This is a genomic window from Massilia violaceinigra (genome assembly GCF_002752675.1).
GTDB classification, from domain to species: Bacteria; Pseudomonadota; Gammaproteobacteria; order Burkholderiales; family Burkholderiaceae_D; genus Telluria_A; species Telluria_A violaceinigra.
Window position 1 is genome coordinate 1,275,684 of record NZ_CP024608.1, and the last position, 22,390, is coordinate 1,298,073.

At 64.6% G+C, this 22,390-nt stretch carries 20 protein-coding genes and 2 pseudogenes; 9 read left to right on the plus strand and 13 right to left on the minus strand.

Going from position 1 to position 22,390, the window contains the following annotated elements; translation table 11 throughout:
- Window positions 1-100: 100 nt before the first annotated feature.
- The 3 genes from CR152_RS05795 to CR152_RS05805 all read right to left on the minus strand — a co-directional run bounded on the left by CR152_RS05795 (window position 101) and on the right by CR152_RS05805 (window position 4,424).
- Window positions 101-1,303 (minus strand): ammonium transporter, encoded by a 1,203-nt coding sequence (locus tag CR152_RS05795; protein ID WP_099874072.1) that lies wholly within the window; start codon window positions 1,301-1,303, stop codon window positions 101-103.
- A gap of 172 nt (window positions 1,304-1,475) precedes the next feature.
- Entirely contained in the window at window positions 1,476-3,941 is a 2,466-nt protein-coding gene (locus CR152_RS05800; protein ID WP_157778340.1) for an EAL domain-containing protein, read from the minus strand.
- 174 nt (window positions 3,942-4,115) lie between these two features.
- On the minus strand, window positions 4,116-4,424 hold the full coding sequence (locus CR152_RS05805; RefSeq protein WP_099874074.1) for a PsiF family protein: 309 nt from the start codon (window positions 4,422-4,424) through the stop codon (window positions 4,116-4,118).
- Between the two features lie 183 nt (window positions 4,425-4,607).
- Between CR152_RS05805 and CR152_RS05810 the strand changes: the two genes are divergently transcribed.
- Genes CR152_RS05810 through CR152_RS05820 form a run of 3 tightly spaced genes read left to right on the plus strand, consistent with a single transcriptional unit; the run spans window position 4,608 to window position 6,799 of the window.
- A complete protein-coding gene (locus CR152_RS05810) occupies window positions 4,608-5,606 on the plus strand; it encodes a MerR family transcriptional regulator (protein ID WP_099874075.1) in 999 nt (332 codons plus the stop codon).
- Between the two features lie 40 nt (window positions 5,607-5,646).
- Complete coding sequence (folE, locus tag CR152_RS05815) at window positions 5,647-6,354, plus strand: GTP cyclohydrolase I (protein WP_054266098.1); 708 nt, start codon at window positions 5,647-5,649, stop codon at window positions 6,352-6,354.
- Window positions 6,355-6,373: 19 nt separating this feature from the next.
- The gene (locus CR152_RS05820) at window positions 6,374-6,799 is read left to right on the plus strand and encodes a BLUF domain-containing protein (protein WP_099874076.1); all 426 of its coding nucleotides are present in this window, start codon (window positions 6,374-6,376) and stop codon (window positions 6,797-6,799) included.
- Window positions 6,800-7,254: 455 nt separating this feature from the next.
- Here CR152_RS05820 and CR152_RS34025 read toward each other — a convergent pair whose 3' ends face one another.
- Window positions 7,255-8,022: an Hsp20/alpha crystallin family protein gene (locus CR152_RS34025; RefSeq protein ID WP_229413292.1), complete on the minus strand. Its 768-nt coding sequence runs from the start codon at window positions 8,020-8,022 to the stop codon at window positions 7,255-7,257.
- 15 nt (window positions 8,023-8,037) lie between these two features.
- A complete protein-coding gene (locus CR152_RS05830; protein WP_099874077.1) occupies window positions 8,038-8,475 on the minus strand; it encodes an Hsp20/alpha crystallin family protein in 438 nt (145 codons plus the stop codon).
- Between the two features lie 176 nt (window positions 8,476-8,651).
- Between CR152_RS05830 and CR152_RS05835 the strand changes: the two genes are divergently transcribed.
- Complete coding sequence (locus CR152_RS05835; protein WP_099874078.1) at window positions 8,652-9,047, plus strand: TraR/DksA family transcriptional regulator; 396 nt, start codon at window positions 8,652-8,654, stop codon at window positions 9,045-9,047.
- Window positions 9,048-9,110: 63 nt separating this feature from the next.
- Here the strand turns inward: CR152_RS05835 and CR152_RS05840 are convergent, their stop codons facing one another.
- The 6 genes from CR152_RS05840 to CR152_RS05865 all read right to left on the minus strand — a co-directional run bounded on the left by CR152_RS05840 (window position 9,111) and on the right by CR152_RS05865 (window position 14,492).
- Complete coding sequence (locus CR152_RS05840; protein ID WP_099874079.1) at window positions 9,111-9,404, minus strand: hypothetical protein; 294 nt, start codon at window positions 9,402-9,404, stop codon at window positions 9,111-9,113.
- A 77-nt stretch (window positions 9,405-9,481) separates the two neighbouring features.
- Complete coding sequence (locus CR152_RS05845) at window positions 9,482-10,156, minus strand: type 1 glutamine amidotransferase domain-containing protein (protein WP_099874080.1); 675 nt, start codon at window positions 10,154-10,156, stop codon at window positions 9,482-9,484.
- A 75-nt stretch (window positions 10,157-10,231) separates the two neighbouring features.
- Window positions 10,232-11,002: a ParA family protein gene (locus tag CR152_RS05850; RefSeq protein ID WP_099874081.1), complete on the minus strand. Its 771-nt coding sequence runs from the start codon at window positions 11,000-11,002 to the stop codon at window positions 10,232-10,234.
- Between the two features lie 150 nt (window positions 11,003-11,152).
- A complete protein-coding gene (locus CR152_RS05855) occupies window positions 11,153-11,647 on the minus strand; it encodes a Dps family protein (RefSeq protein ID WP_099874082.1) in 495 nt (164 codons plus the stop codon).
- Window positions 11,648-11,704: 57 nt separating this feature from the next.
- Window positions 11,705-12,706 carry an LLM class flavin-dependent oxidoreductase gene (locus CR152_RS05860; protein ID WP_099874083.1) on the minus strand — a complete coding sequence of 334 codons (1,002 nt, stop codon included), beginning with the start codon at window positions 12,704-12,706 and terminating at the stop codon, window positions 11,705-11,707.
- 163 nt (window positions 12,707-12,869) lie between these two features.
- Window positions 12,870-14,492: a methyl-accepting chemotaxis protein gene (locus CR152_RS05865; protein WP_229413293.1), complete on the minus strand. Its 1,623-nt coding sequence runs from the start codon at window positions 14,490-14,492 to the stop codon at window positions 12,870-12,872.
- Window positions 14,493-14,971: 479 nt separating this feature from the next.
- On the opposite strand from CR152_RS05865, the gene CR152_RS05870 reads away from it, so the two are divergent.
- On the plus strand, window positions 14,972-15,187 hold the full coding sequence (locus CR152_RS05870; RefSeq protein WP_099874084.1) for a hypothetical protein: 216 nt from the start codon (window positions 14,972-14,974) through the stop codon (window positions 15,185-15,187).
- A 47-nt stretch (window positions 15,188-15,234) separates the two neighbouring features.
- A complete protein-coding gene (locus CR152_RS05875) occupies window positions 15,235-17,394 on the plus strand; it encodes a phosphocholine-specific phospholipase C (protein ID WP_099882042.1) in 2,160 nt (719 codons plus the stop codon).
- 97 nt (window positions 17,395-17,491) lie between these two features.
- Here the strand turns inward: CR152_RS05875 and CR152_RS05880 are convergent, their stop codons facing one another.
- A complete protein-coding gene (locus CR152_RS05880; RefSeq protein ID WP_099874085.1) occupies window positions 17,492-17,968 on the minus strand; it encodes a host attachment protein in 477 nt (158 codons plus the stop codon).
- A 238-nt stretch (window positions 17,969-18,206) separates the two neighbouring features.
- On the opposite strand from CR152_RS05880, the gene CR152_RS05885 reads away from it, so the two are divergent.
- Window positions 18,207-18,686, plus strand: coding sequence for a hypothetical protein (locus CR152_RS05885; protein WP_099874086.1), 480 nt, complete (start codon window positions 18,207-18,209; stop codon window positions 18,684-18,686).
- Window positions 18,687-18,690: 4 nt separating this feature from the next.
- Here CR152_RS05885 and CR152_RS05890 read toward each other — a convergent pair whose 3' ends face one another.
- Window positions 18,691-19,491, minus strand: coding sequence for an HDOD domain-containing protein (locus tag CR152_RS05890; RefSeq protein ID WP_099874087.1), 801 nt, complete (start codon window positions 19,489-19,491; stop codon window positions 18,691-18,693).
- Between the two features lie 477 nt (window positions 19,492-19,968).
- On the opposite strand from CR152_RS05890, the pseudogene CR152_RS34950 reads away from it, so the two are divergent.
- Together CR152_RS34950 and CR152_RS34030 are read left to right on the plus strand one after the other, a co-directional pair.
- A pseudogene (locus CR152_RS34950) lies at window positions 19,969-20,361 on the plus strand (DUF6351 family protein); the annotation flags it as partial.
- A gap of 97 nt (window positions 20,362-20,458) precedes the next feature.
- Window positions 20,459-22,237, plus strand: a pseudogene (locus CR152_RS34030) (DUF6351 family protein).
- Window positions 22,238-22,390 lie beyond the last annotated feature (153 nt).

Below are 22,390 nucleotides of genomic sequence, written 5' to 3' on the forward strand. Positions count from 1 at the left end.
ATTGCTGGGTCCGGGGTAAGGCGTGAGGGAGGGTGTTCGCATGCTCGCCTGATTTTAGTTTGCTATGGCTAATGTTGCAAGGCTCTCCCCCACGTGCGCGCTACCAGCTCGATTCGCGCTCCGGGGTCGATGAGATGTGGTGGATCGACAAATCGGCGCCCTGGAATTCCTGCTCGGGGTCGAGGCGCAAGCCCATGGCTTTTTTCAGCACGCCATACACCAGGTAGCCGCCGGCCAGCGCGATGGCCACGCCCAGCACGGTGCCCACCAGTTGCGACGCGAATGACACGCCGCCGATGCCGCCCAGGCTCGTGAGCCCGAAGATGCCGGCGGCGATGCCGCCCCAGGTGCCGCACAGGCCGTGCAGCGGCCACACGCCGAGCACGTCGTCGATCTTCCAGCGGTTCTGGGTGAGGGTGAACATGGCCACGAAAATCGCCCCGGCGATGGCGCCGGTGGCCAGCGCGCCGAGCGGATGCATCAGGTCCGAGCCGGCGCAGACAGCCACCAGTCCGGCCAGCGGGCCGTTGTAGGTGAAGCCGGGATCGTTTTTGCCGAGCACCAGCGCGGCCAGGGTGCCGCCGACCATGGCCATGAGCGAGTTGACGGCGACCAGACCGTTCATCTTGTCGAGCGTTTGCGCGCTCATGACGTTAAAGCCGAACCAGCCCACCGCCAGAATCCAGGCGCCGAGCGCCAGGAAGGGAATCGAGGAAGGCGGGTGGGCGGAAATGGCGCCGTTGCGTCCGTAACGTCCGCGCCGGGCACCGAGCAGCAGCACGGCGGGCAGGGCGATCCAGCCGCCCACGGCGTGCACCACGACCGAACCGGCGAAGTCGTGGAACTCGGCGCCGAAGGCCATCTTGAGCCAGGCCTGGATGCCGAAGCGCTGGTTCCAGGCTATGCCTTCGAACAGGGGGTAGATGAAGCCGACCAGCAAGGCGGTGGCGATCAGCTGGGGATAAAACTTGGCGCGTTCGGCGATGCCGCCCGAAATGATGGCGGGAATGGCGGCGGCGAAGGTCAGCAGAAAGAAGAATTTGACCAGCTCGTAGCCGTTGCGCGCTGCGAGCACGTCGGCGCTGGCGAAGAAGTCGACGCCGTAGGAAATGCCGTAGCCGATGAAGAAATAGGCAATCGTGGAGACGGCGAAGTCGGCCAGGATCTTGACCAGGGCGTTGACCTGGTTCTTTTTCCTGACCGTCCCCAGTTCCAGGAAGGCAAAGCCGGCGTGCATCGCCAGGATCATGATGGCGCCGAGCAAGATGAAAAGTGCGTCGGCGGCGTGGTTGGTTCCGTTCATTGGACGATTCCCGATAAAGGTGCATGAAAGTGCTGCTGCCCTTAAAGAAAGCAATAATCGTTCCATTTTGGTGCGGTAACGCAAGCGCTTGATTTGATGGGGAAATGCGCGCTTCCGGCGACTGGCGCCGGTGCGCGCGCACCACGGCGGCGCATCCGTTTTGGTGCAACGTTCAGGCGCAGTAATTGTGGCCGCGCAGCAAAAGATCGAACTGGGGCGCGGTCAGCGGCCGCGAAAACAGATAGCCCTGGCCGAAATCGCAGCCGGCGGCGGTCAGCAGGTCGCGTTGTTCCTGCGTTTCGACGCCTTCGGCAATGACCTTGATGCCGAGCTTGTGGCCCATGACGACGATGGCTTCGCACAAGGCCAGGTCGTCCGAGCCGGCCACCATCTTGAGGACGAAGGACTGGTCGATCTTGAGGTAATCGATGTGGAATTTCTTCAGGTAGGACAGCGAGGAATAGCCGGTGCCGAAGTCGTCGATCGACATCTGGATGCCGCTTTCGCGAAACGAGAGCAGCTGTTCGCGAATGTTGTGGGTCGATTCCATGAGCATGCCTTCGGTGATTTCGACCACGATTTCGGTGCCGACGTAGCGCCCCAGCACCGGATGGGCGCGCACGTGCGGCGGATGGCAGGCGTGGCCGGCACCGGGCGAGTGGCGCCGGAACTGGGCCGGCGACATGTTCACGCTGATCTGGAAGTCGGGGTCGATGCTGCCGCGCCAGCGCATGGCCTGGTGGAACGCTTGCTGGAACACCCAGTCGCCGATGCTGATGATCAAGCCCGATTCCTCGGCCAGCGGGATGAATTCGGCCGGGCTGACCGGGCCGCGCTGCGGATGCTCCCAGCGCAGCAGGGCTTCGGCCTTGCGGATGCGCCCGCTGGCCAGCTCGACGATGGGCTGGTACAGCACGCGCAGCTGGTCGAGCGCGAGCGCGACGCGCAGGTCGTTGAGGGTGCGCATCTTTTTCTGCGCGGCGCGCTGCATCGATTGCATGAAATAGCCGAACTGGTTGCGTCCGCGGTTCTTGGCGGCATACATGGCCTGGTCGGCGTTCTTGAGCAGGGTGTCGACGTCGGTGGCGTCGTGCGGGAACAGGGTGATGCCGATGCTGCCGGACAGGTACAGCGTTTCGGCCTTGATGGCGAACGGTTCGGCCAGCGCGGCCAGCATCGCGTGGGCGATCCGCTCGACGCTGTCGAGATCGTCGAGCTCGCCGAGGATGACGGTGAATTCGTCGCCACCCAGGCGCGCCACGGTGTCGGCCTGGCGGATGCAGGCCGACAGGCGCGCGGCCACTTCGCGCAGCAGCTTGTCGCCGGTATCGTGGCCGAGGGTATCGTTGACTTCCTTGAAGTGGTCGATATCGATGAACATCAGCGCCAGCGGCAGGCCGGAGCGGCGCGATTTGCGCAGCTCGTGTTCGAGTCGGTCATGGAACATGCTGCGGTTGGGCAAGCCGGTGAGGAAGTCGAAATTGGCTTGGCGCCAGATGGTGTCTTCCGCCAGTTTCTGGTCGGTGATGCCGGAAAACATATTCACGCGGAACTTGACCTGGCCGCGCTCGTCGTAAATGGTATCGACGCGCAGCCATTCGGCGCACTCGTCGCCGTTCTTGTGGCGCGCCCACACCTTGCCCTGCGCATGGCCCGCCTTTTCCAGGCGCCGCAGCAGTTCGCAATTGTGGGCCTGGCCCAGCACGCCGGCCAGCAGCATGGCGGCCGGCTGGCCGATCAATTCCTGTTCGGTGTAGCCGCTCAGGCGGATAAAAGCGGGATTGACGGCGACGATGCGGCCGTTGGGCTCGGTGATCATGATCGCTTCGCCGATCGCCTCGTACACCATGGCCGACAGGTTCAGGGCGCGCTCGGTCTTTTTCCATTCGCTGATGTCGGTGGAAATGCCGATCACGCCGATCAGGCGGCCCTGCTCGTCGCGGATCGGCGAATCGGTTACGTGCATGGGGAAGGTCCTGCCGTTGCGGTGGCGTACCAGGAATTCGCCCGACCAGCTGCAGCCGGCCTGCAGCCGCGCCATGATCTGGGCGGCCCGTTCGGTAGAGTTGTTGGCCGGGACCAGCTCGATGATGTTGCGTCCCAGCGCTTCGGCGGCCGACCAGCCGTAGAGTTTTTCGGCAAAGGGGTTCCAGTACAGGATGGTGCCGCCCACATCGGTGGCGATGACGGCTTGCTCGACCGAGGCCAGCAGGCTGGCCTGGAACTGGATCTGGCGCTCGCAGTTTTTGAGCTCGGTGATGTTGCCATGCACCAGCACCACGGCCGGCGTGCCGGCATGGTCGAGCGCGGTAATCTTGAGCGAGAACCAGCGCTGCTGGTCGGGCGCGTCGCAGGGATAGTCGAAGGTGGCGCTGCGGCGCCGCCCGGACAGGACGTCGCGTACCAGGATGCCGACCTGGGTGCCGTCGCTGCAGCCGGACGAGGCCGCTCGGTCGCACACGTCGAGGTAGTTAATGCCCTCGCACACCCGGGACGGGTCGCCGCCGTTGGCGGCGGCAAATTCGCGCCACGCCTTGTTGGTCGACAGAATCGTGCCGCGCTGGTCGATCAGGACGATATGCTCAAGCAAAGCATCGATCGTGACCTCGGGGATGGAGTCGGGTAAGGCGGCTAGCATTGTCACACGGGCTCCTTGCAGCAGAGGAGGCGGAGTTCGTCCCGCGTCCGCCAGTCGTGTAAGACAGTCGTGCTGCAAGAAAGTGCGGTCTTGTGCCAAATTATTTTGCGCCGGCGGCGCCGGCGGCGTGCCGCCCATCGCGCCGCCCGGTGCCGGGCACCGGGTGGGGTGGCGTTATTTCGGGGCGCTGAGGCAGGATTTCATGAAGGCTTTGCGCTCGTCGCCTTTTTTACCGGTGGCGTCGGCGTTGCAGGTCTTCATCTTGTTTTGCTGGGGCGTGGCGCTCGGGGCCGCTGGTTTGGCGCTCAGGCACTCTTTCATGAAGGCTTTGCGTTCGTCGCCTTTCTTGCCGCTGGCGTCGGCGTTGCAGGTTACCATCTTGTTCCGCTGGGCCGACTTGGCCGCCGGCGCCGCAGCCTCGGGCGCGGCGAAGGCGGCACTGGTGAACGCCAGCAGGGCGCAGGTCATCAACATGTTTTTCATCGGTTGGTCCTCATAGTTGGATTGTTCTGGCGTGCAACAGAACAAATATACGTCAGATGATGCCGCTGCCACCACTTTTTCTTGGCGACCGGGCTTTTTGGAGCACTTCCAACTGTCCATGATTTGAAGCGGTATAATGGATTTTTCACGGTTCATAAGCGGTTCAATACGAAGGATGACGCCATGAATGAACTTTCTGCCGACCACGATACGGTGCGCTCCGACGATACTGGCGCCTACCGCAGCGGCGTGGCCGCGCGTCTGGCGGGCTTGCCCGTCGAAACCTTGCGGGTGTGGGAGCGCCGTTATGGCGTGTCCGAACCGCAACGCTCGGCGCGCGGACAGCGTTTGTATTCGAGCGCCCAGGTGCGGCGCCTGAGTCTGATCAAGCAGCTGGTCGACCAGGGTCATCCCATCGGCGCCATGGCCCGCTTGCCGCTCGACCAGCTCCAGCATCTGGCCGAGCCGTTGGCACCCGACACCGGCGCCAGCGGCCCGATCAGGGTGGCGGTGGTGGGCGCCGGGCTGGCGCGCCAGCTGACGGCCGGCGGACGCGAGCGGCTCGCGCTCGACGTGCGCCAGTCCTGCGCCCGCCTCGACGAGGCGGCCACGGCCTTGCGCGGGGTGGATGCCGATGTGCTGCTGATCGAATTATCCGAACTGGACGATTCGGCCCTGCCGCAGGTGGCCGCCGCGCGCCTGGCGTGCGGCACCCCGGCGGTGGTGGTGCTGTACCGTTTTTGCGCCAGCGCCACGATCCGCCATCTGCGCGCCCTCGGCTGCCTGGTGGCGCGCGCGCCATCCGACATGGCCGAGGTGGCATTGCTGTGCCAGGTGGCGTTTCCGGCGCGGCGCGCGCAGGTGGCCGCACCGGCCCGTGCGCCGGCGCCGCGTCCCGCCGGCACGGTGGCGCCGCGCCGGCTGGACGACCAGGCCCTCGCGGCCCTGGCGGCGGCCAGCAATAGCGTGATGTGCGAGTGCCCGCGCCATCTTGCCGATATCCTGATGATGATCGGCAGTTTCGAGCGCTACAGCGTGCAGTGCGGATCGCGCAATCCGGGCGACGCCGCCTTGCACCAGGAGTTGGGCCAGGCGGCGGCGCAGGCGCGCACCCTGCTGGAAAACGCACTGGAACGGCTGGCGCGGGCCGAAGGCTTGCCGCTGCCGGATGGCCTGGCCTGAGCCGGACCGCCATTTTTATCATCTTTCACAGGAACTGAGCATGTCGAACGGATTGACTACCGAATACCAACCGAGCACCGTGACGGTGTCGGAGCGCATCCGCGAGCGCCTGGTCGCCAGCAAGACGCGCTTCCACGCCAACGACAATATCGCGCGTTTCATCGAGCCGGGCGAACTCGACGAGCTGCTCGACGAAGTCAGCGCCAAGCTGCAAGGCGTGCTCGAAAGCCTGGTGATCGATACCGTGAGCGACCACAATACCCAGGATACCGGGCGCCGCGTGGCCAAGATGTTCATCAACGAGGTTTTCGGCGGCCGTTATGTGCCGATGCCGCCGGTCACCGAATTTCCCAACGCATCGCACTTGAACGAACTGATGATCATCGGCCCGATCACGGTGCGCAGCGCCTGTTCGCACCATCTGTGCCCGGTGATCGGCAAGGTCTGGATCGGCGTGATGCCGAACGAGCATTCGGCGCTGATCGGCTTGTCGAAGTACGCGCGCATTGCCAACTGGATCATGAGCCGTCCGCAAATCCAGGAAGAAGCGGTGGTGCAGCTGGCCGACCTGTTGCAGGAAAAGATGCAGCCGGACGGTTTGGCCGTGGTCATGGAAGCGGACCATTTTTGCATGCAGTGGCGCGGCGTGAAGGATATGGATGCGAAAATGATCAACAGCGTCATGCACGGGTCGTTTTTGAAAGATCCGGCGCTGCGGCGCGAGTTTTTGTCCCTGATTAAACGCTGATCTTTCGGAGAATCACACCATGCTCGTCCGCCTCCTGTACGCCAGCCGCGCGATTGCAGCGCCGCAGCCCGATACGATCCACGACATCATGTGCCAGTCGCACGCGCACAATCCCGCCCAGGGCATCACGGGCATCCTGTGCCACAGCGAGCACGTCTACATGCAAGTGCTCGAAGGCGGGCGCGAAGCGATCAACGCGCTGTACGCGAAAATCGTGCGCGATACGCGCCACACCGATGTGGTGCTGCTGCACTATGAGGAAATCAACGAGCGCCGGTATGCCGGCTGGACCATGGGCAAGGCGAACCTGGCGCGCATCAATCCGTCGACCTTGCTGCGTTTTTCCGACTTGCCGGGACTGAACCCGCATGCCATGTCGGGAAAAAATTCGCTGGCGCTGATCGACGAGCTGATGGCCAGCGCGTCGGTGGTCGGCCACCCGTAGGGCAAGGCCGTCACAGCGGCCGGCTGGCCGCGCCCGCGGCAGTGGCAGTGGCGCGCAACGGTGCCGCTGGCGCGGCTCGAGAAAAGCAAGGCTTATTCTTCGTCCGCGGACACGTCGCCGGTCTTGCGGTTGTATTTGAGCGCCGACAGATGGGGGCTGGCCTGTGCCGGGCGTCGATCTGCAGTGAAATATATCATGCTCAAGAGAATCAAATTGCGGCATGTGAAATTCCTTGTGAATGACGATGCAAGCGCGCAACAAACAAGTTTGTTCGTTATTTTTCGCACACGGAACGGAACGGGACGGGCAGGCGCTGTTCTGATCTGATCCGAGTCGTCCTCCCACGAGTCCTCATGCACTTTATTTTCCACGCGGCTCCCGCCCGTGGCACCGGCGCGACGAAGGGCCAGCGCACACCGCAGGCTTCGTAGCGCCGGTGCTGTCGCCTGCGTACGTTACGAGACGTTGATCTGCACCCTGCGCGGCTGGGCGTGCGCCGTTTTGGGAATGCGGATTTTGAGTACCCCGTGCGTCAGTTCCGCGCTCGCCTGCTCGCCATCGAGTTCCCTGGACAGGGCGAAGGTGCGCTGGTATTGCTGGTGCTTGACCTCGGCGTAGCGCGATTCCATCCCTTGCGGAACATCGAGCGATACCGCGCCGTTGATGGTGAGGCTGTTCGTCTCGAGGCGCAGATCGAGCTTGTCCCTGGAGACGCCGGGCAGGTCGGCCAGCAGGGTGATGCCGTTGGCGTCTTCGATCACGTCCACTGGCGGTATCAGAATACCGGTGCGGGCGACGGAGGCGCCGCCGGCCTGGTCGGTGGAGGAGGCTTGGGTCATCGCGCCGGTGCGAGCGTCCGCTGCCGCACTGCCTTGGCCGCCGCCGGCGCTGGAGCGCATGTCAGCACTTCCTGGGCCGCCGTCCGCATCGCCGCCCAGGGAAGCACTGCCCTGGGCGCTGTCAGCGGCGGCGGAACCACCGGTTCCGCTGCTGCCTGCGGATGCGGTCATGTCGCCACCTGCCTCGCTGCCCGCCCCGCTGGTGCCGCCTTCAGCAGCTTGGCCCGGGCTCCCGCTACCGCCAGCGCCGCCAGCGCCGACATCGCCGATGTTGCCCGCACTGCCGGCGATCGCCGCGTCGGCCGGATCACCCGTGGCTGGCGGATGGCCTGCCTGGCCGGCAGTACCTGCCGCGCCGCTGTGTTCTTTCTCGTTGGTCGTCATGGTGCGCTCTCCTGGTCAATGAACTGAAATGCGGCGTGGCTGGGTTGCCTCGCGCCGTGCCACGGTGACGTGCAGGACGCCGTCGCGATAGTGCGCCGATACCGATTCGGGGTCGATGTCGTCAGGCAGGCTGACAACACGCTTGAAACGGCCCGCGAAGCGCTCGTTGATCTGTACCGTCGCTTGTTGCTGCGCACTCGACAAATCGTCGGCCCGCTCGCCGGCGATGGTCAGCACTCCGTGTTCGAGCTGTACTTCGATCGATGACGGGTCGAGCCCCGGCACGAAGGCGTACATTTCGACGCTGTGCGGCGTGCTGCCGACGTTCAGCGCAGGGAAACCGCCACGGCCCAGGCCGCGAATGCTGGGCCCCAGGTCGAAGGCTTGCTGGATTTCCCGCTGAAGGCGGTCCATCTCGGCGAATACATCGCCAGGAAACATGGATCGATACATCATCATGTTGCTCTCCCATTTAAGTAATGCGAGTTTGACCTTGCGCCACGGGCGAGGTTCGCGCGCATGGCGTCGGCGCGCGGTCCGGCTGCGCGCGTTTGCGCTCGATCAAACATGCGTGCGAACCGTCGGCCACACTGCCTGCATTGCGTCGCTGCCAGATAAGGGATCAGGGAATGAGGCCGCTTGCCGACGAACAAAAGAAGGAACTACGCCAGCGCCTCGACCAGGCGCGCGCCGCGCTGACCGCGCAGGTACGCGTGCGCATGTCCGGCGGGGAAGAGCCGGGAATGGCGTCGCATCTTGCCCATCTGGGCCAGCCTGACGATATGGCGCAGGCCAGCGAGATTGGCGATACCGAACTGGCACTGCTGGAACACGAACAGGCCCGGCTGCGCGAGATCGATGCCGCGATGGTCCGTGTGGAAGAGGGTGTGGCGAATGTGTGCGGCGTGTGCGGCGACGACATCGCGCTAGCCCGGCTGCTGGCCAACCCGACCGCGCAGACCTGCATCGCTTGCCAGGACCAGCTGGAACGGCAGGCCCCGCCTGTGCGCGGCCCGACGCTGTAGTTGCGGTGAGTTGCGGTGAAGGGCGGCGGATTGCCGCCCGGGTGATGTCTCCGGCTCGGTACCTCAGCCTTTGTCGCGACGGTCCTGCAGGTCGTCGGCGCGGGTATCCTGGTCACGCTGGCCGGCCGGCGTGTGCGCGCCGGACGTCGCGCCAGGGGCTGTGCCCAGGCCAGCGCCGCCGGCATTGTCGATCGCCGGACCGGAGCCCAGGCCAGTGCCGCCGGGTGCCGCCGGCCCCGAGCGCACAGCGCCGGCCGGGCCGGCGACTTTATCGGCGTCGCCGGCGGCAGCCGGGTCGGGCGGATGGGTGGGAATAGGGGGTTGCATGTCGCGGCGCTTCGGGTCCTGTTCGTCCATGGTGCTCTCCTGTGTTGTCGGTCATGCCGGACCGCGTGGCGTGAAACCGGTTCGCGCCGCGCGGAGGGGCGATGACTTTATAGCAGTTTGAGCAGAGCCTCGGCGCCCGCTTCCGACGACGCCGGATTCTGGCCCGTGATCAGCAAGCCATCGGTGAGCACGTACGACGCCCAGTCCGGCCCTTTGGAGTACATGCCGCCGTGTTCCTTGAGCATGTCTTCGACCAGGAACGGCACCACCTTGGTCAGGCCCACCGCTTCTTCCTCGGTGTTGGTGAAGCCGGTGACGCGCTTGCCGGCAACCAGCGGCTTGCCGTCCGGACCCTTGACATGGCGCAGCACGCCCGGTGCGTGGCAGACAGCGGCTACCGGCTTGCCGGCGGCGATCATGGTTTCGATCAGGCTGATCGAATGCTTGTCTTCGGCCAGGTCCCACAGGGGGCCGTGGCCGCCCGGATAGAACACGGCGTCGAACTCGGCGGCCTTCATGTCCGCCAGCTTGTGCGTGGCGGCCAGGGCTGCCTGTGCGGCCGGGTCTTGCTTGAAGCGGCGCGTGGCGTCGGTCTGCGCATCGGGTGCGTCGCTCTTGGGGTCGAGCGGCGGCTGGCCGCCGGCCGGCGAGGCCAGCACCACGTTGGCGCCTTTGGCTTTGAGCACGTAATACGGTGCCGCGAATTCCTCGAGCCAGAAGCCGGTTTTGTGACCGGTGTCGCCCAGCTGGTCGTGCGAGGTCAATACCATTAATACATTCATGCGGACTCCAGGGTTGGGAAAGAAACAATCCTGGCAGTGTGGCACAGATGCCGTTACGGCGTCGTCAAGCAGGCCTTATGCGGCTTGCAGTTCGTGATACAGCGCCAGCATTTCCTGGCTCAGCTTGTGGCGCGGGTCGAGATGGATCATGGGCAGGTTGCGGTCGTGCGATTCGCGGATGCGGATCGAACTCGACAGCTTGTTGCCGAGCACCGGCAAGCCTTCCGCGCCCAGTTCGTCCACCAGGCGCTGCGGCAGCCGGGCGCGGGCCTGGAACTGGTTGACGACGATGCCTTCGATCTCCAGCGCGGGATTGTGGTCGGCCTTGATCTCGGCCACGTTGGCCACCAGAGTGTACAGCGCCTGGCGCGAAAAATCGTCGCAGTCGAAAGGAATCAGGCAGCGGTCCGCCGCAATCAGCGCTGACTGGGTAAAGAAGTTGTAGGCGGGCGGGGTGTCGACGAAAATCTCGTCGAAGTCTTTCGCCAGTTCGCTCAGGGTGTCGCGCAGCTTGTAGATCTTGTGGCGCGATTCGAGCTTGGCCTGCAGGTCGCCCAGTTCCGGGTGCGACACCATGATCGACAGATTCTCGAATGGCGTAGGGTGCACGAACTCGCTGGCCGGCTTGGGAAAGACGATGAAGTTGAGCATCTGCTCGAAGTAGGCGCCCATGGTCGGCGCCACCTCGCTCATGGCCGCGCCGAGCAGGTAGCGGCTGGCGTTGCACTGCGGATCGATGTCGATCAGCAGGGTTTTCTTGCCCTGATGGGCCGCGATGGCCGCCAGGTTGACCGCGATCGTCGACTTTCCGACGCCACCCTTCTGGTTGAAAATCACACGTTTCATCTGCCGGCCCGGGAAAAGTGATTAATTTACAATACTAGCATGCTGCGATGCAGCATCGGGGGCGACGGGCGGAGAAGTGTGAGCTTGATGCGACGTTTGGTCGCAGGCGGGCGCCGGCCGGGCACAAGAGGCGCGGCCGGCGCCGGCGAATTAGTCTTCGAGCAGGCTGCGCAGCATCCAGGCGTACTTTTCGTGCGTCTGCATGCGCTGGGTCAGCAGGTCGCAGGTAGGCTGGTCGTTGGCGTTCTCGGCCACGGTGAACAGGGCGCGCGCGGTGCGCACCACGGTGGCCTGGCCTTCCATCAGGTCGCGGATCATTTCCTTGGCGTTGGGCGTGCCGCTGGTCGGCGTGATCGAGGTCAGCGACGCGAACTGCTGGTAGGAACCGGGCGCCAGTTCACCCAGCGCGCGGATGCGCTCGGCGATCAGGTCGACCGCCAGCCACTGCTCGTTGTACAGGGTCATGAACATGGTGTGCAGGGTCTGGAACATGGGACCGGTGACGTTCCAGTGGTACTGGTGGGTTTTCAGGTACAGCGTGTAGCTGTCGGCGAGCAGGCGCGACAGGCCTTCGACGATCTGTTTGCGGTCATCGTCGGCAATGCCGAGGTCGACCATGGGGGCGGGCGAGGTTTTGCTGTTCATAAGTACATGCTCCTGTATGAGGCGTTGATTGGAAAGCGGTTGAGAATATAGGCGATTTCAGGCCATCGCGTGCGCGCCGGCGGCATGCACCTGGCCGACGATGTCGTAGGAATGCAGGCGCGCCTGGTGATCGAATACTTGCGAGGTGATCATCAGCTCGTCGGCGCCGGTGCGCTCGATGAACTGCTGCAACTGGCGCGCGACCGTTTGCGGCGATCCGATGGCCGAGCACGACAGCACCTGGTCGAGCATGGCGCGTTCCTGCGGACCGAGGGCGTCGAGGTAGCCGGACACGGGCGGCTGCAGGCGTCCCGGACGGCCGCTGCGCAGGTTCACGAACGCTTGCTGCATCGAGGTGGCCAGCAGCGCGGCCTGGTCGTCGGTATCGGCGGCGAACACGTTAAAGCCGAGCATCACATACGGTTTGTCGAGCTGGGCCGACGGACGGAAACGGGCGCGGTACAAGTCCACGGCCTGCATCATCTGGGCTGGCGCGAAATGCGAGGCGAAGGCATACGGCAAGCCCAGCTGGGCGGCCAGCTGGGCCCCGAACAGGCTCGAACCGAGGATCCAGAGCGGCACCTTCAGGCCCGCGCCGGGCACGGCCATGACCGGGCGGCGCGAGGCATCGGAAAAGTAATCCATCAGCTCGACTACATCTTGCGGAAATTCGTCGGCGTCCGATTGCAGGTTGCGGCGCATGGCGCGCGCGGTGGCCTGGTCCGAGCCGGGAGCGCGCCCCAGGCCCAGGTCGATGCGGCCGGGATAGAGCGATTCGAGCGTGCCGAACTGCTCGGCGATGACCAGCGGCGCGTGGTTCGGCAGCATCACGCCGCCGGCGCCGACCCGGATGCTTGAGGTGCCGCCGGCGACATAGCCCAGCAGCACGGCGGTGGCGGCGCTGGCGATGCCCGGCATGCCGTGGTGCTCGGCCAGCCAGTAGCGGTTGAAGCCCCAGCGTTCGGCATGCTGCGCCAGGTCGAGCGTGTTCTGGAACGACACGCGCGCGCTGCTGCCTTGGGTGATCGGGGACAGGTCGAGTACGGAAAAGGGAATCATCATCAGTGCCTTGGGACGGTAAGGGGGCTGGCGCGGCCTCTGATTGTGCAGCGCAGTCTTACCCACATGGGGACGGGTGCGCCGTTTAAAAGGCGTTTTGTCCCCATGTCGTCAGGCAATTCACAGCGCGGGCGCGCTGTGTTTACAAGGTGTGCGCGGCCGCTTACGCCAGCCGTTCCCGCCTCGGCGCGCGTCCCGCCAGGGCGCCGCGCCGGCCCTCCATGCCGTCCAGGCGGAACACGCCCACCACCTGCGACAGGCGCGCGGCCTGGTCCTGCATGCTCTCGGCCGCGGCGGCGGCTTCCTCGACCAGCGCGGCGTTCTGCTGGGTCGCCGCATCCATCTGGGCGATGGCCTGGTTGACCTGGGCGATGCCGGCGCTCTGCTCATGGCTGGCGGCCGAAATCTCGGCCATGATGTCGGTCACGCGGCGCACGCTGGCCACCACATTGTCCATGGTGCCGCCGGCGTCGGCCACCAGCTTGTTGCCGACCGATACCTTCTCGACCGAGTCGCCGATCAGGGCCTTGATTTCCTTGGCGGCCGCGGCGCTGCGCTGGGCCAGGTTGCGCACTTCCGAAGCGACCACGGCGAAGCCGCGTCCCTGTTCGCCGGCGCGCGCCGCTTCCACCGCCGCGTTCAGCGCCAGGATATTGGTCTGGAAGGCGATGCCGTCGATGACGCTGATGATGTCGACGATCTTCTTGGACGAGTCGTTGATCGAGGCCATGGTGTCGACCACCTGGGCCACGACGGCGCCGCCCTGCATGGCCACGTCGGATGCGGTGGCGGCCAGCTGGTTGGCCTGGCGCGCGTTGTCCGAGTTTTGCTTGACGGTGCCGGTCAGCTCTTCCATCGACGCCGCTGTTTCTTCCAGCGAACTGGCTTGCTGCTCGGTGCGCGAGGACAGGTCGAGGTTGCCGGACGCGATCTGGCTCGATGCGGTGGCGATGGTATCGGTGCCCATGCGCACCTGCATCACGATCTTGGCCAGGTCGTCGCGCATGGTGCGGATGCCGTGCAGCAGGCTGGTGGTGTCATTGTGCTTGAGGTCGATGTTGATGCTCAGGTCGCCTTCGGCAATGCTGCGCGCGATGCCGGCCGCATAGTCGGGCTCGCCGCCGAGCTGGCGCAGCAGGCCGCGCCCGATCACCAGTCCGATACCCATCAGCACCCCGGCCAGCGCCAGCGCGCCCAGCGAGAAGGAAATCAGGCGCGCGCGGATGGTGGCGTCGACCGTATCGATGTAGACGCCCGAGCCGACGATCCAGCCCCACGGCGCGAAACCCTGGACGTACGACACTTTCTGCACCGGATGTTCGCTGCCCGGCTTGGGCCACATGTAGAACACGAAGCCGGCGCCGCTGGCCTTGACCGTGTCGACGAACGCGACGAAGAGGTGCTTGCCGGTCGGGTCCTTGGTGGCGCTGACATTGGTATTGTCGAGCGCTGGCTTAATCGGATGCATCAATACCACCGGCGTCTGGTCTTGCACCCAGAAGTATTCGGTCTTGCTGTAGCGCAGCACCTTGATGGCGGCCAGCGCGTGCTTCTGCGCCTCGGCCTTGGTCATGCCGCCCTTGTCGGACAGGCCGTGATAGTAGGCGATGATGCCGTGCGCGGTTTCGACGGCCTGGCGCACATTGTTCTCGCGCTCCTCCAGGATGAGGCGCTTTTCGGACACCAGGAACAGGGCGGTCAGCACCACGATGCCGACCACGCTGCTGAGGATCAGGGTGGCGAGCTTCTTGGCGATGCTCATCGATTCGAGAAAGGGAATACTCATGGCGACTTCCTTTGCGTGCAGTCTGCGAGCCCGTCTGTCTATTGAAAGATAGCACACGCGCCGCGCTTTGTTGATGTTGATCAGTGCTTTTTGGAACGCCACCGAGGCCGGTGGGCGACAGACTGCGCTTGCTTGCCCGCTATCGCTACAGGGCCGCCGACCGGACCTGCGCCGGGAAGCGCGGCACCGGATGACGGGCTCGACCTGGAAGCGCAATGGTCGCCGCCGACAGGAGTGTGAATTCTTACAGGAAAGGTTACGTTATGGAAACTGCCGAGTCAAACACTGACTGCCGCAGGCCGGACAAAACCGGCCTGGCCTGCCCGAAAAGCAACAAGCCGCATGCTGGCAGAATGGTTATCTGGAAATAATGTGTAATTGCAAGGTCATCCGGAGGTCACTCTGGCGTAACATTACGGCAATATTATCTTTCTTGCTCGCCCGATAGATTGTGACCCAGATGATTTTCCAGGAAAGACATGCTCATGTTGTACTTCACGCCAAGATCCCGTTCGATGCCGCTGGCTGCGCGCGTCCTGTTTGCCGCGCTGATGGGCGCCAGCCTTGCCGCCTGCGGCAACGACGACCCGTCCCCGTCCGTGCCGGTGGCGCAGCAACCGGTGCCCGCGCTTGGCGCCGCCGACCCCTCGCGCGCCTGCAGCGCCAAGTCCGCCAGCATGCGCTGCGCCCCATGAGCGCGGCGTCCCCCCGCACCACCCGACAGGCTTGACCGACCATGACGATGACACCCAACAGCAGACGCGCGTTTTTGCGCAAGGCCGCCAGTATCGGCGGCAGCGCCGCGGCGCTCTCCATGTTTCCGCCCGCGATCAGCAGGGCCCTCGCGGTGGCGGCCAACAACCGCACCGGCACCATCAGGGATGTCGAGCATATCGTCATCCTGATGCAGGAAAACCGTTCCTTCGACCATTACTTCGGCACCCTGAAAGGGGTGCGCGGTTTCGGCGACCGCTTCCCGATCCCGCTGCCGGCCTCGAACGCGATGGGCAAGCACCGGGTCTGGTACCAGCTCAACGACAGCGTGGCGGCGGCGCCGCGCGTGGTCGCGCCCTTCCATCTGAATACCCAGCAAAGCTTCGATACGATGCGGGTGGCCGGCACGCCGCACAGCTGGCCGAACGCGCAGTACGCGTGGAACCACGGCATCCTCGCCAACTGGCCGACGCACAAGCAAAACCATTCGATGGGCTATTACAAGGAAGCCGACATTCCTTTCCAGTTCGCGCTGGCCAACGCGTTTACGGTGTGCGACGCCTATCACAGCGCGTTCCAGGGCGGCACCAACCCGAACCGGGTGTTCGCCTGGACCGGCGCCAACGACCCGCTCAAGCAGGGCAACGGCCCCGTGATCGGCAACAGCTACGACAGCGTCGAGCACGATCCGACCGGCGGCTACGCCTGGCTCACCTACCCGGAACGGCTGCAGGCGGCCGGTATCCGCTGGCAGGTGTACCAGAACATGGCCGACAACTTCACCGACAACCCGCTGGCCGGCTTCAAGCGCTTTCGCGATGCGTTCGCCAATGTGCCCGGGGCCGATCCGCAACTGCGCGAACGGGGCATGAGCACGCGCGACCTCGACCAGCTCAAACTGGACGTGCAGGCTAACCGGCTGCCGCAAGTATCGTTCATCGTCGCTACCGCCGAAGGCTCGGAGCATCCCGGGCCATCGAGCCCGGCGCAGGGCGCCGAGTACACGGCGGCCGTGCTGGACGCGCTGACCTCGAACACCGAGGTCTGGAGCAAAACCGTGCTGTTCCTGATGTTCGACGAAAACGATGGCTTTTTCGACCACGTGCCGCCACCGGCCGCGCCATCGTACGTGCAATGGAACAGCGATGCGAAGCAAGCTGTGCTGGCCGGCGCATCGACCGTCAGCACCGTGGGCGAATATCACGAGTTCGTCACTACCGAAACGATGGAAGCGCCCGCGCTCATGCACCGCCCGTACGGCTTGGGCCCGCGCGTGCCGATGTATGTGATTTCGCCGTGGAGCAAGGGCGGCTGGGTCAACTCACAGGTGTTTGACCACACCTCGGTCATCCGGTTCATCGAAGCGCGTTTCGGCGTGATGGAACCGTCCATCACCCCGTGGCGCCGGGCTGTGTGCGGCGACCTGACGAGTGCATTCAACTTCAAGGACCCGGATGGGGCGGCCTTCGCCAGCGCCTTGCCGGACACCAAGGCACTGGCCGCCCGCGCCCGCGCGCTGCCCGGCACCAAGACGCCGGACTTGCCGGTGCTGCCGGAACTGCCGACCCAGGCGACGGGCACCCGGCCATCGCGCGCCTTGCCGTACGAGCTGCACGTGAGTGCGCGCGTTCATCCCGACAAGGTCGAGGTCGAGCTGCTGTTTTCCAATACGGGCGCGGCGGCGGCAGTGTTCCACGTGTACGACCAGAACCGCCTGACCCAGCCGCCGCGGCGTTACACGGTCGAAGCGAACAAGGACTTGAACGGGGTGTGGGCGCTGGGCGACCAGCACGGCATGTACGACCTGTGGGTGCTGGGGCCGAATGGCTTTCACCGCCACTTCAGCGGCACGGCGTCGCGCCAGGGGCCGCAGCCGGAAATCCAGGTGTGCTACGACATTGCCAACGGCAGCGTGTCGGCCAAGTTGCGCAACAACGGCAACGTGGCGGCCACCTTCGTGCTCAAGGCGAACGCCTACCTCGATGCACCGGCGTGGAACGTGACGGTGGCGGCCGGCGCGCTGTCGGAGCAGGCCTGGCCGCTGTGCGACTGCGGAAACTGGTACGACTTCAGCGTGCGCGTGACGGAACTGCCCGGTTACGTGCGGCGCTTTGCCGGCCGCGTGGAAACGGGCAAGGATTCGATCAGCGACCCGGCCATGGGCGGGCTGGCGCTGGCCGGCGATTGATCGACGACGAATCGGCAACTCGCCGGCGAGTAAGCGTCAGGTAAGTGGGGAGTAAGCGGTGATTAGCCGGCGCATACAGTGCCTGCCCCCGTGGGCGCTACGGCGCCTGCTCGCGCGTCTGCAATTGCTCGCGCAGTTGCCGCGGGTTCAAATGGGTATAGTCCTTGTTGATGTCGAACTTGAGCAGCGGCGTCAGTTGCGGGTCGAGCGGCTTGCGCAGCACGCCCAGGAACTGCGGCGAGGCAACCAGCACCAGCTGGCCGAAGCGGTTTTCGTGCAAGCCCTGCAGCAGGAAGCTGTTAATGCTGCGGGCGAACAGTTCGGTCTCGTGCTCGGTCGGCGTTTGCGGCGGCTTGTAGCTTTTGTTGGGCGCGGCGCCGCCGGTGTTATGGATGCTCTTGGTCGCGGAAGTCGGGCCGATTCTGTCCGTTTCGGTCTCCGTGGTGCGCAGGCGCACCGCCGTATTGACCATATCGTTGATTTCTTCCAGCTCGCCATTGTCGCCAATGTCGCCGGACCCGGCAAAAAAGCGCGCCCGTCCGGCATTGGCCACCACGATCCAGGTCGCCTCCATGACATCTCCTTTCAACCCACGATAAAGGATGTTGGAGTGTCGGGGCGCGCAATGGTTCCGAGCGCCGCCTACGGCGCTGCCGAGAAAGAACTGTGAGAAGGGAACTTGGCTTTCATCGACTCGCGGTTCAATTGCAGGGGCCGTGATGATGTTTTGCGGCAGCGTAAAATGGCAGGCGGAGTAAGGTGCTCATGGTCAGCGGGACCAGTGCAGCACATGCGCGGGCAAAGGAGAAGGGATGCGGTCAGGTTTTATGCGGTTCGGCGCATTCGCCGTTGTCGGGTTGACGATGTTGGCGGCCGGTGTTTTCATCGGCCGTGAATTCGACGTCGATGCCGAACCCGATGGCGTCCTCGTCCCGGAGTGGTACGGAAACAAACGTCCTGATGCGCAATTGTTTCGCGACGTGCGCGAGGGACTGCAGACCTACCGCATGCGCGACGTGCCGCTCGGCCCCGGTGACCTGCGGCTAGTGGAAGACCCTCAAACCGGTCTGATCCAGACTGCGTGGTTTCTCGTTCACAAAGGCGAGTCGTCGCAGAAAGTGCAGATCGCGGTCTGGGGATCGTTGTATCGCATCGATGTCTGGACACGCAGCACGCTGACTGGAAAAATAGAAAAAACGTTCTTCAGCCGCGTTGCGGAGCGCGAGATTCAGCAAGCCATTGAAAAGGTCCGTCACAGCCGCGGCGCGGCCGTGACCAGTCCGGCGAGCTGAACGCCTACGGCGCTGCCGAGAACGAACTGTGTGAAGGGAACTTGGCTTTCATCCACTCGTGGTTCAGTTGCAAGGCTGTGACGATGTCCTGCGGCAGCGAATCGAGGATTTCCGGGTCGTCGCTCGGGGTATCGGCCAGCAGGCTGGCCAGATGAATAATGCCGCCGAGCTTGCTGAACGGATGGGCCGCCATCGGGTCCGACGAGCATTCCAGCGCGCGCACGATCGTCTCCGGGAAGTTCCAGCGCCGGCCCAGCTCGGCCGTGATTTCGCCTTCGCAAAAACCCAGCAGACGCTGTTCGCGCTCCCAGCGCCCGCCCGGCAGGTGCGGCTGCTGTTCGATTTCCGCAAAGGCGGTCGGTTCGGCCTGGTAAATCAGCAATTCGCCCAGGCGCACCATCATCCCGGCCAGCCAGGCATCCTGGCCGTCGCTGCCCAGGCTCGACGAGAGCCACTTGGCATAGCCGGCGCAAGCCATGCTGCTTTTCCAGAATTCATCGCTGTCGAGGCCCGGCAGGTCGGGAAAAGTTTCTGCGAAGCAGGCCGCCAGCGCCAGGGTGCGCACGTGCGACATGCCGGTCATGGCGATGGCGTCGTCGAGCGAATTGACGCCGCGCGAGACGCCGAAGCGGGCGCTGTTGGCCAGGCGCATCAGCTTGGCGGTGAGCGCCGGATCGCGCGCGATGATGGAACTGATCAACTTGGCCGAGGCATCTTCATCATCGAGCGTCTTGATGAGGGAGTGGGCCACTTCGGAGATCACCGGGAGTTTGACGTTCTGAAAAAATGCGGAGAGATCGGACATAGTGCTTCCTTTGAAGGTCAGTCGCGGCGTGGTGAACGGGGAGGCAAACGGAACAGCTTGGACAGGACAAGGGCACCGCCGCCGGGGTGGGCCGGGCGCGTCGATGGGTCAATGGCATTGCGGCATTGGGCAGGCATGCTTCGGTTTTCCCCGGCTTGCGTTGATGATCCAGTCTACTATGAGTAATGCCTCATGCAAACAAAATCCGCAGCGTCCAGGACAGCGCGCCAGGCCCGCGCCGGCGCCGGTCCGGCCACGCGCGCAGACGCTTTCCCGTTTCCTCTACGGGCGACTGGCGCGCCATGCGGGATGCGTAAAAATGCGGCGCGCGCGAGGTGGGCCAAGGGTGTTGTTTTTAGCGTGCGCAAGGGGGAGGGTGGCGGCCGCGCGGACTGACTGTCCTCAATGCCGGGGGCGAATGGCAGAGCAAGATTGACAACGCTTGGGTGTTGGACAATCGAGCGGAGGACTATTGCAATGAATCATAGTAAACCTTGGAGCGTGGGCGCGCTTGCCGCCGTCGCGATAGCCGGATGCGGCAGCGCCATTCCCATCCAGGAGCCGGGTATTGCGCTGCGGGTGCTCTCCAGCGAGCCGGCCTGGGTGTCCGGCGGCGATGCCCGCATCGAGGTCAGCGCTCCGGTGGCACTGCAGGGCAAGCTGGTATTCCGGCTCAATGGCCGCCGCATCGAGCCGCCCATGGCGGGCTCGGGAAACCGCGCCGAAGGCATCATCACCGGTTTGGCCGACGGTGACAACCTGCTGGAAGTGACGTATGTCGATGCGCGCGGCAGGGCCATGTCGGATACGCTGGTGCTGACCAACCATCCCCTGACCGGGCCGATGTTCAGCGGCCCGCAGCAGATGCCCTTCGTTTGCCCGTTCCGAGGAGTCCGGCCTCGGCCAGCCGCTGGTCGACAACCAGGAAGGCATCGGCCATCCGGTATTCGAAGCGGGCAGCAAGCGCTTGCTCGGCTACAGCAGGTACTGCGGCATCAAGCCGCAGGTTCAGTACTTTTACTATACCGGCGACGCGTTCAAGCCATTCGATCCGGCCAGCGCTTACGCCACGCCGCCGCCGGACCTCAAAACCATCACGGTCGATGGCGCCAGCGTGCCGTTCGTGGTGCGGGTCGAAGGCGGCAGCATCAACCGCTTCCTGTACACCATCGCGATGCTGGCGCCCTTTGCGCAGGCGCCAGGCGCGGTGCAGGCGCCGGACGGCTTGCTGTGGAACCGCAGGCTGGTGTACTGGATGCGCGGCGGCGCCGGCATCGGGCATCAGCAGGGCACCGCCATGTGGTTCAACGATGGCCTGTGGAGCGCCGAGCGCCAGCTGATGCCCATGCTGCTGGGCCGTGGGTATGCCGTCATTACCACGTCCGGCAACGAAAGCGGGGTCCAGCTCAATATGCGCCTGTCCGAAGAAACGGCCATGATGACGAAGGAGCATTTCATCGAGGCGTACGGCGTGCCGCGCCATACGATCGGGATCGGCGCTTCCGGCGGCGCGCTGCAGCAGTACCTGCCGGCGCAAAACCGGCCCGGATTGCTGGACGCCGGCATTCCGATCCAGTCCTATCCGGACATGATCACCCAGTCGATTCCGATTTCCGATTGCCCCCTGCTGGAGTAGTATTTCGCCGGCGAGGTGGCTCTCAATCCCGCCTCGCCATGGACCGTGTGAAGCCGGCGCTCCCTGGTCGAAGGCATGAACGCGAGCGATACCGTTATCAATCCCATCACGAAGACGCCCGGATCGACCGAATGCATCACCGGCTGGCAGGAGATCGTGCCGACCGTGATCAATCCCGCCTACAAGGATCCCGAATACGACGAAGCGGCCCGGCGCTACGGCTACCCGGCCGAAGTCTTTGCCGATGTCAAATGGACGCACTGGAACGACCTGGCCAATATCTACGGCACCGACGAACGCAGTTTCGCGCCGACCACGGTCGATAACGTCGGCGTGCAATATGGCCTGGGCGCGCTGGCGCGTGGCCAGATCGGCAAGGACGAATTCTTGCGCGTCAACGCATGCGTGGGCGGATGGAAAAATCAACCGGAATTCGTTTCGTGGGACCGCGCCAGCGATCCTTTCGATGCGCGCAACATGCGGCGCAGCGCGACCTGCCGCGATCCGCACGGCACGCCGGCGCCGCGGCACGAAGGAGATATACAGGCCATGCGCGCCGCCTATATCTCGGGACACGTGTTTACCGGGCGCCGCCTGGCCTTTCCGGCGATCGACCTGCGCCCTTACCTTGAACCGGTGCTCGACATGCACAATGCGCACCAGTCGTTCTCGATCCGGGCGCGCCTGCTGGACGCCAATCCGGCGGCGGCGCGCAACCAGGTGATCTGGTTCAACGCGCCGCAAGTGCCGATGACCACCCTGGTGGGCGACGCCCTGGCGGTGCCGGAGCGCTACCTGGGTACCGGCGTGGCGCCGGCGGAGTTTACCGACCGCTGTATCGACGACAGCGGCGCCGTCATCGCCGCCGGTCCGCACGTCTGGGACGGGATATTGAACCGCAAGCCGCCAGGCGCGTGCACCCGGGCGTTTCCGGTTTACTCAAGCCCGCGCATGGAGGCCGGGGAATCGATCAAGGGCTTGATCTTCAAGTGCACGACCAAGCCGCTGGCGGCGGCGTTCAGGGATGGCACGTATCCGCCCCATGTGGTGTTTACCGCCGAGGAAAAGGCATGGCTGCAGCGGATCTTCCCGCAAGGCGTATGCGACTAACGCCTACCCGACCAGGGCCGGCCAGCCAACTTGTGACCATCACGGCGGGCCCGCTCGTGCCGCGCGAGAGTTGTTGACACGGGCCCATCCGTCATCTAATTTCAATGGTGTTGGCTCAGCGTTCCGAACGCGTCGGTTGATGCTTCAGGAAGT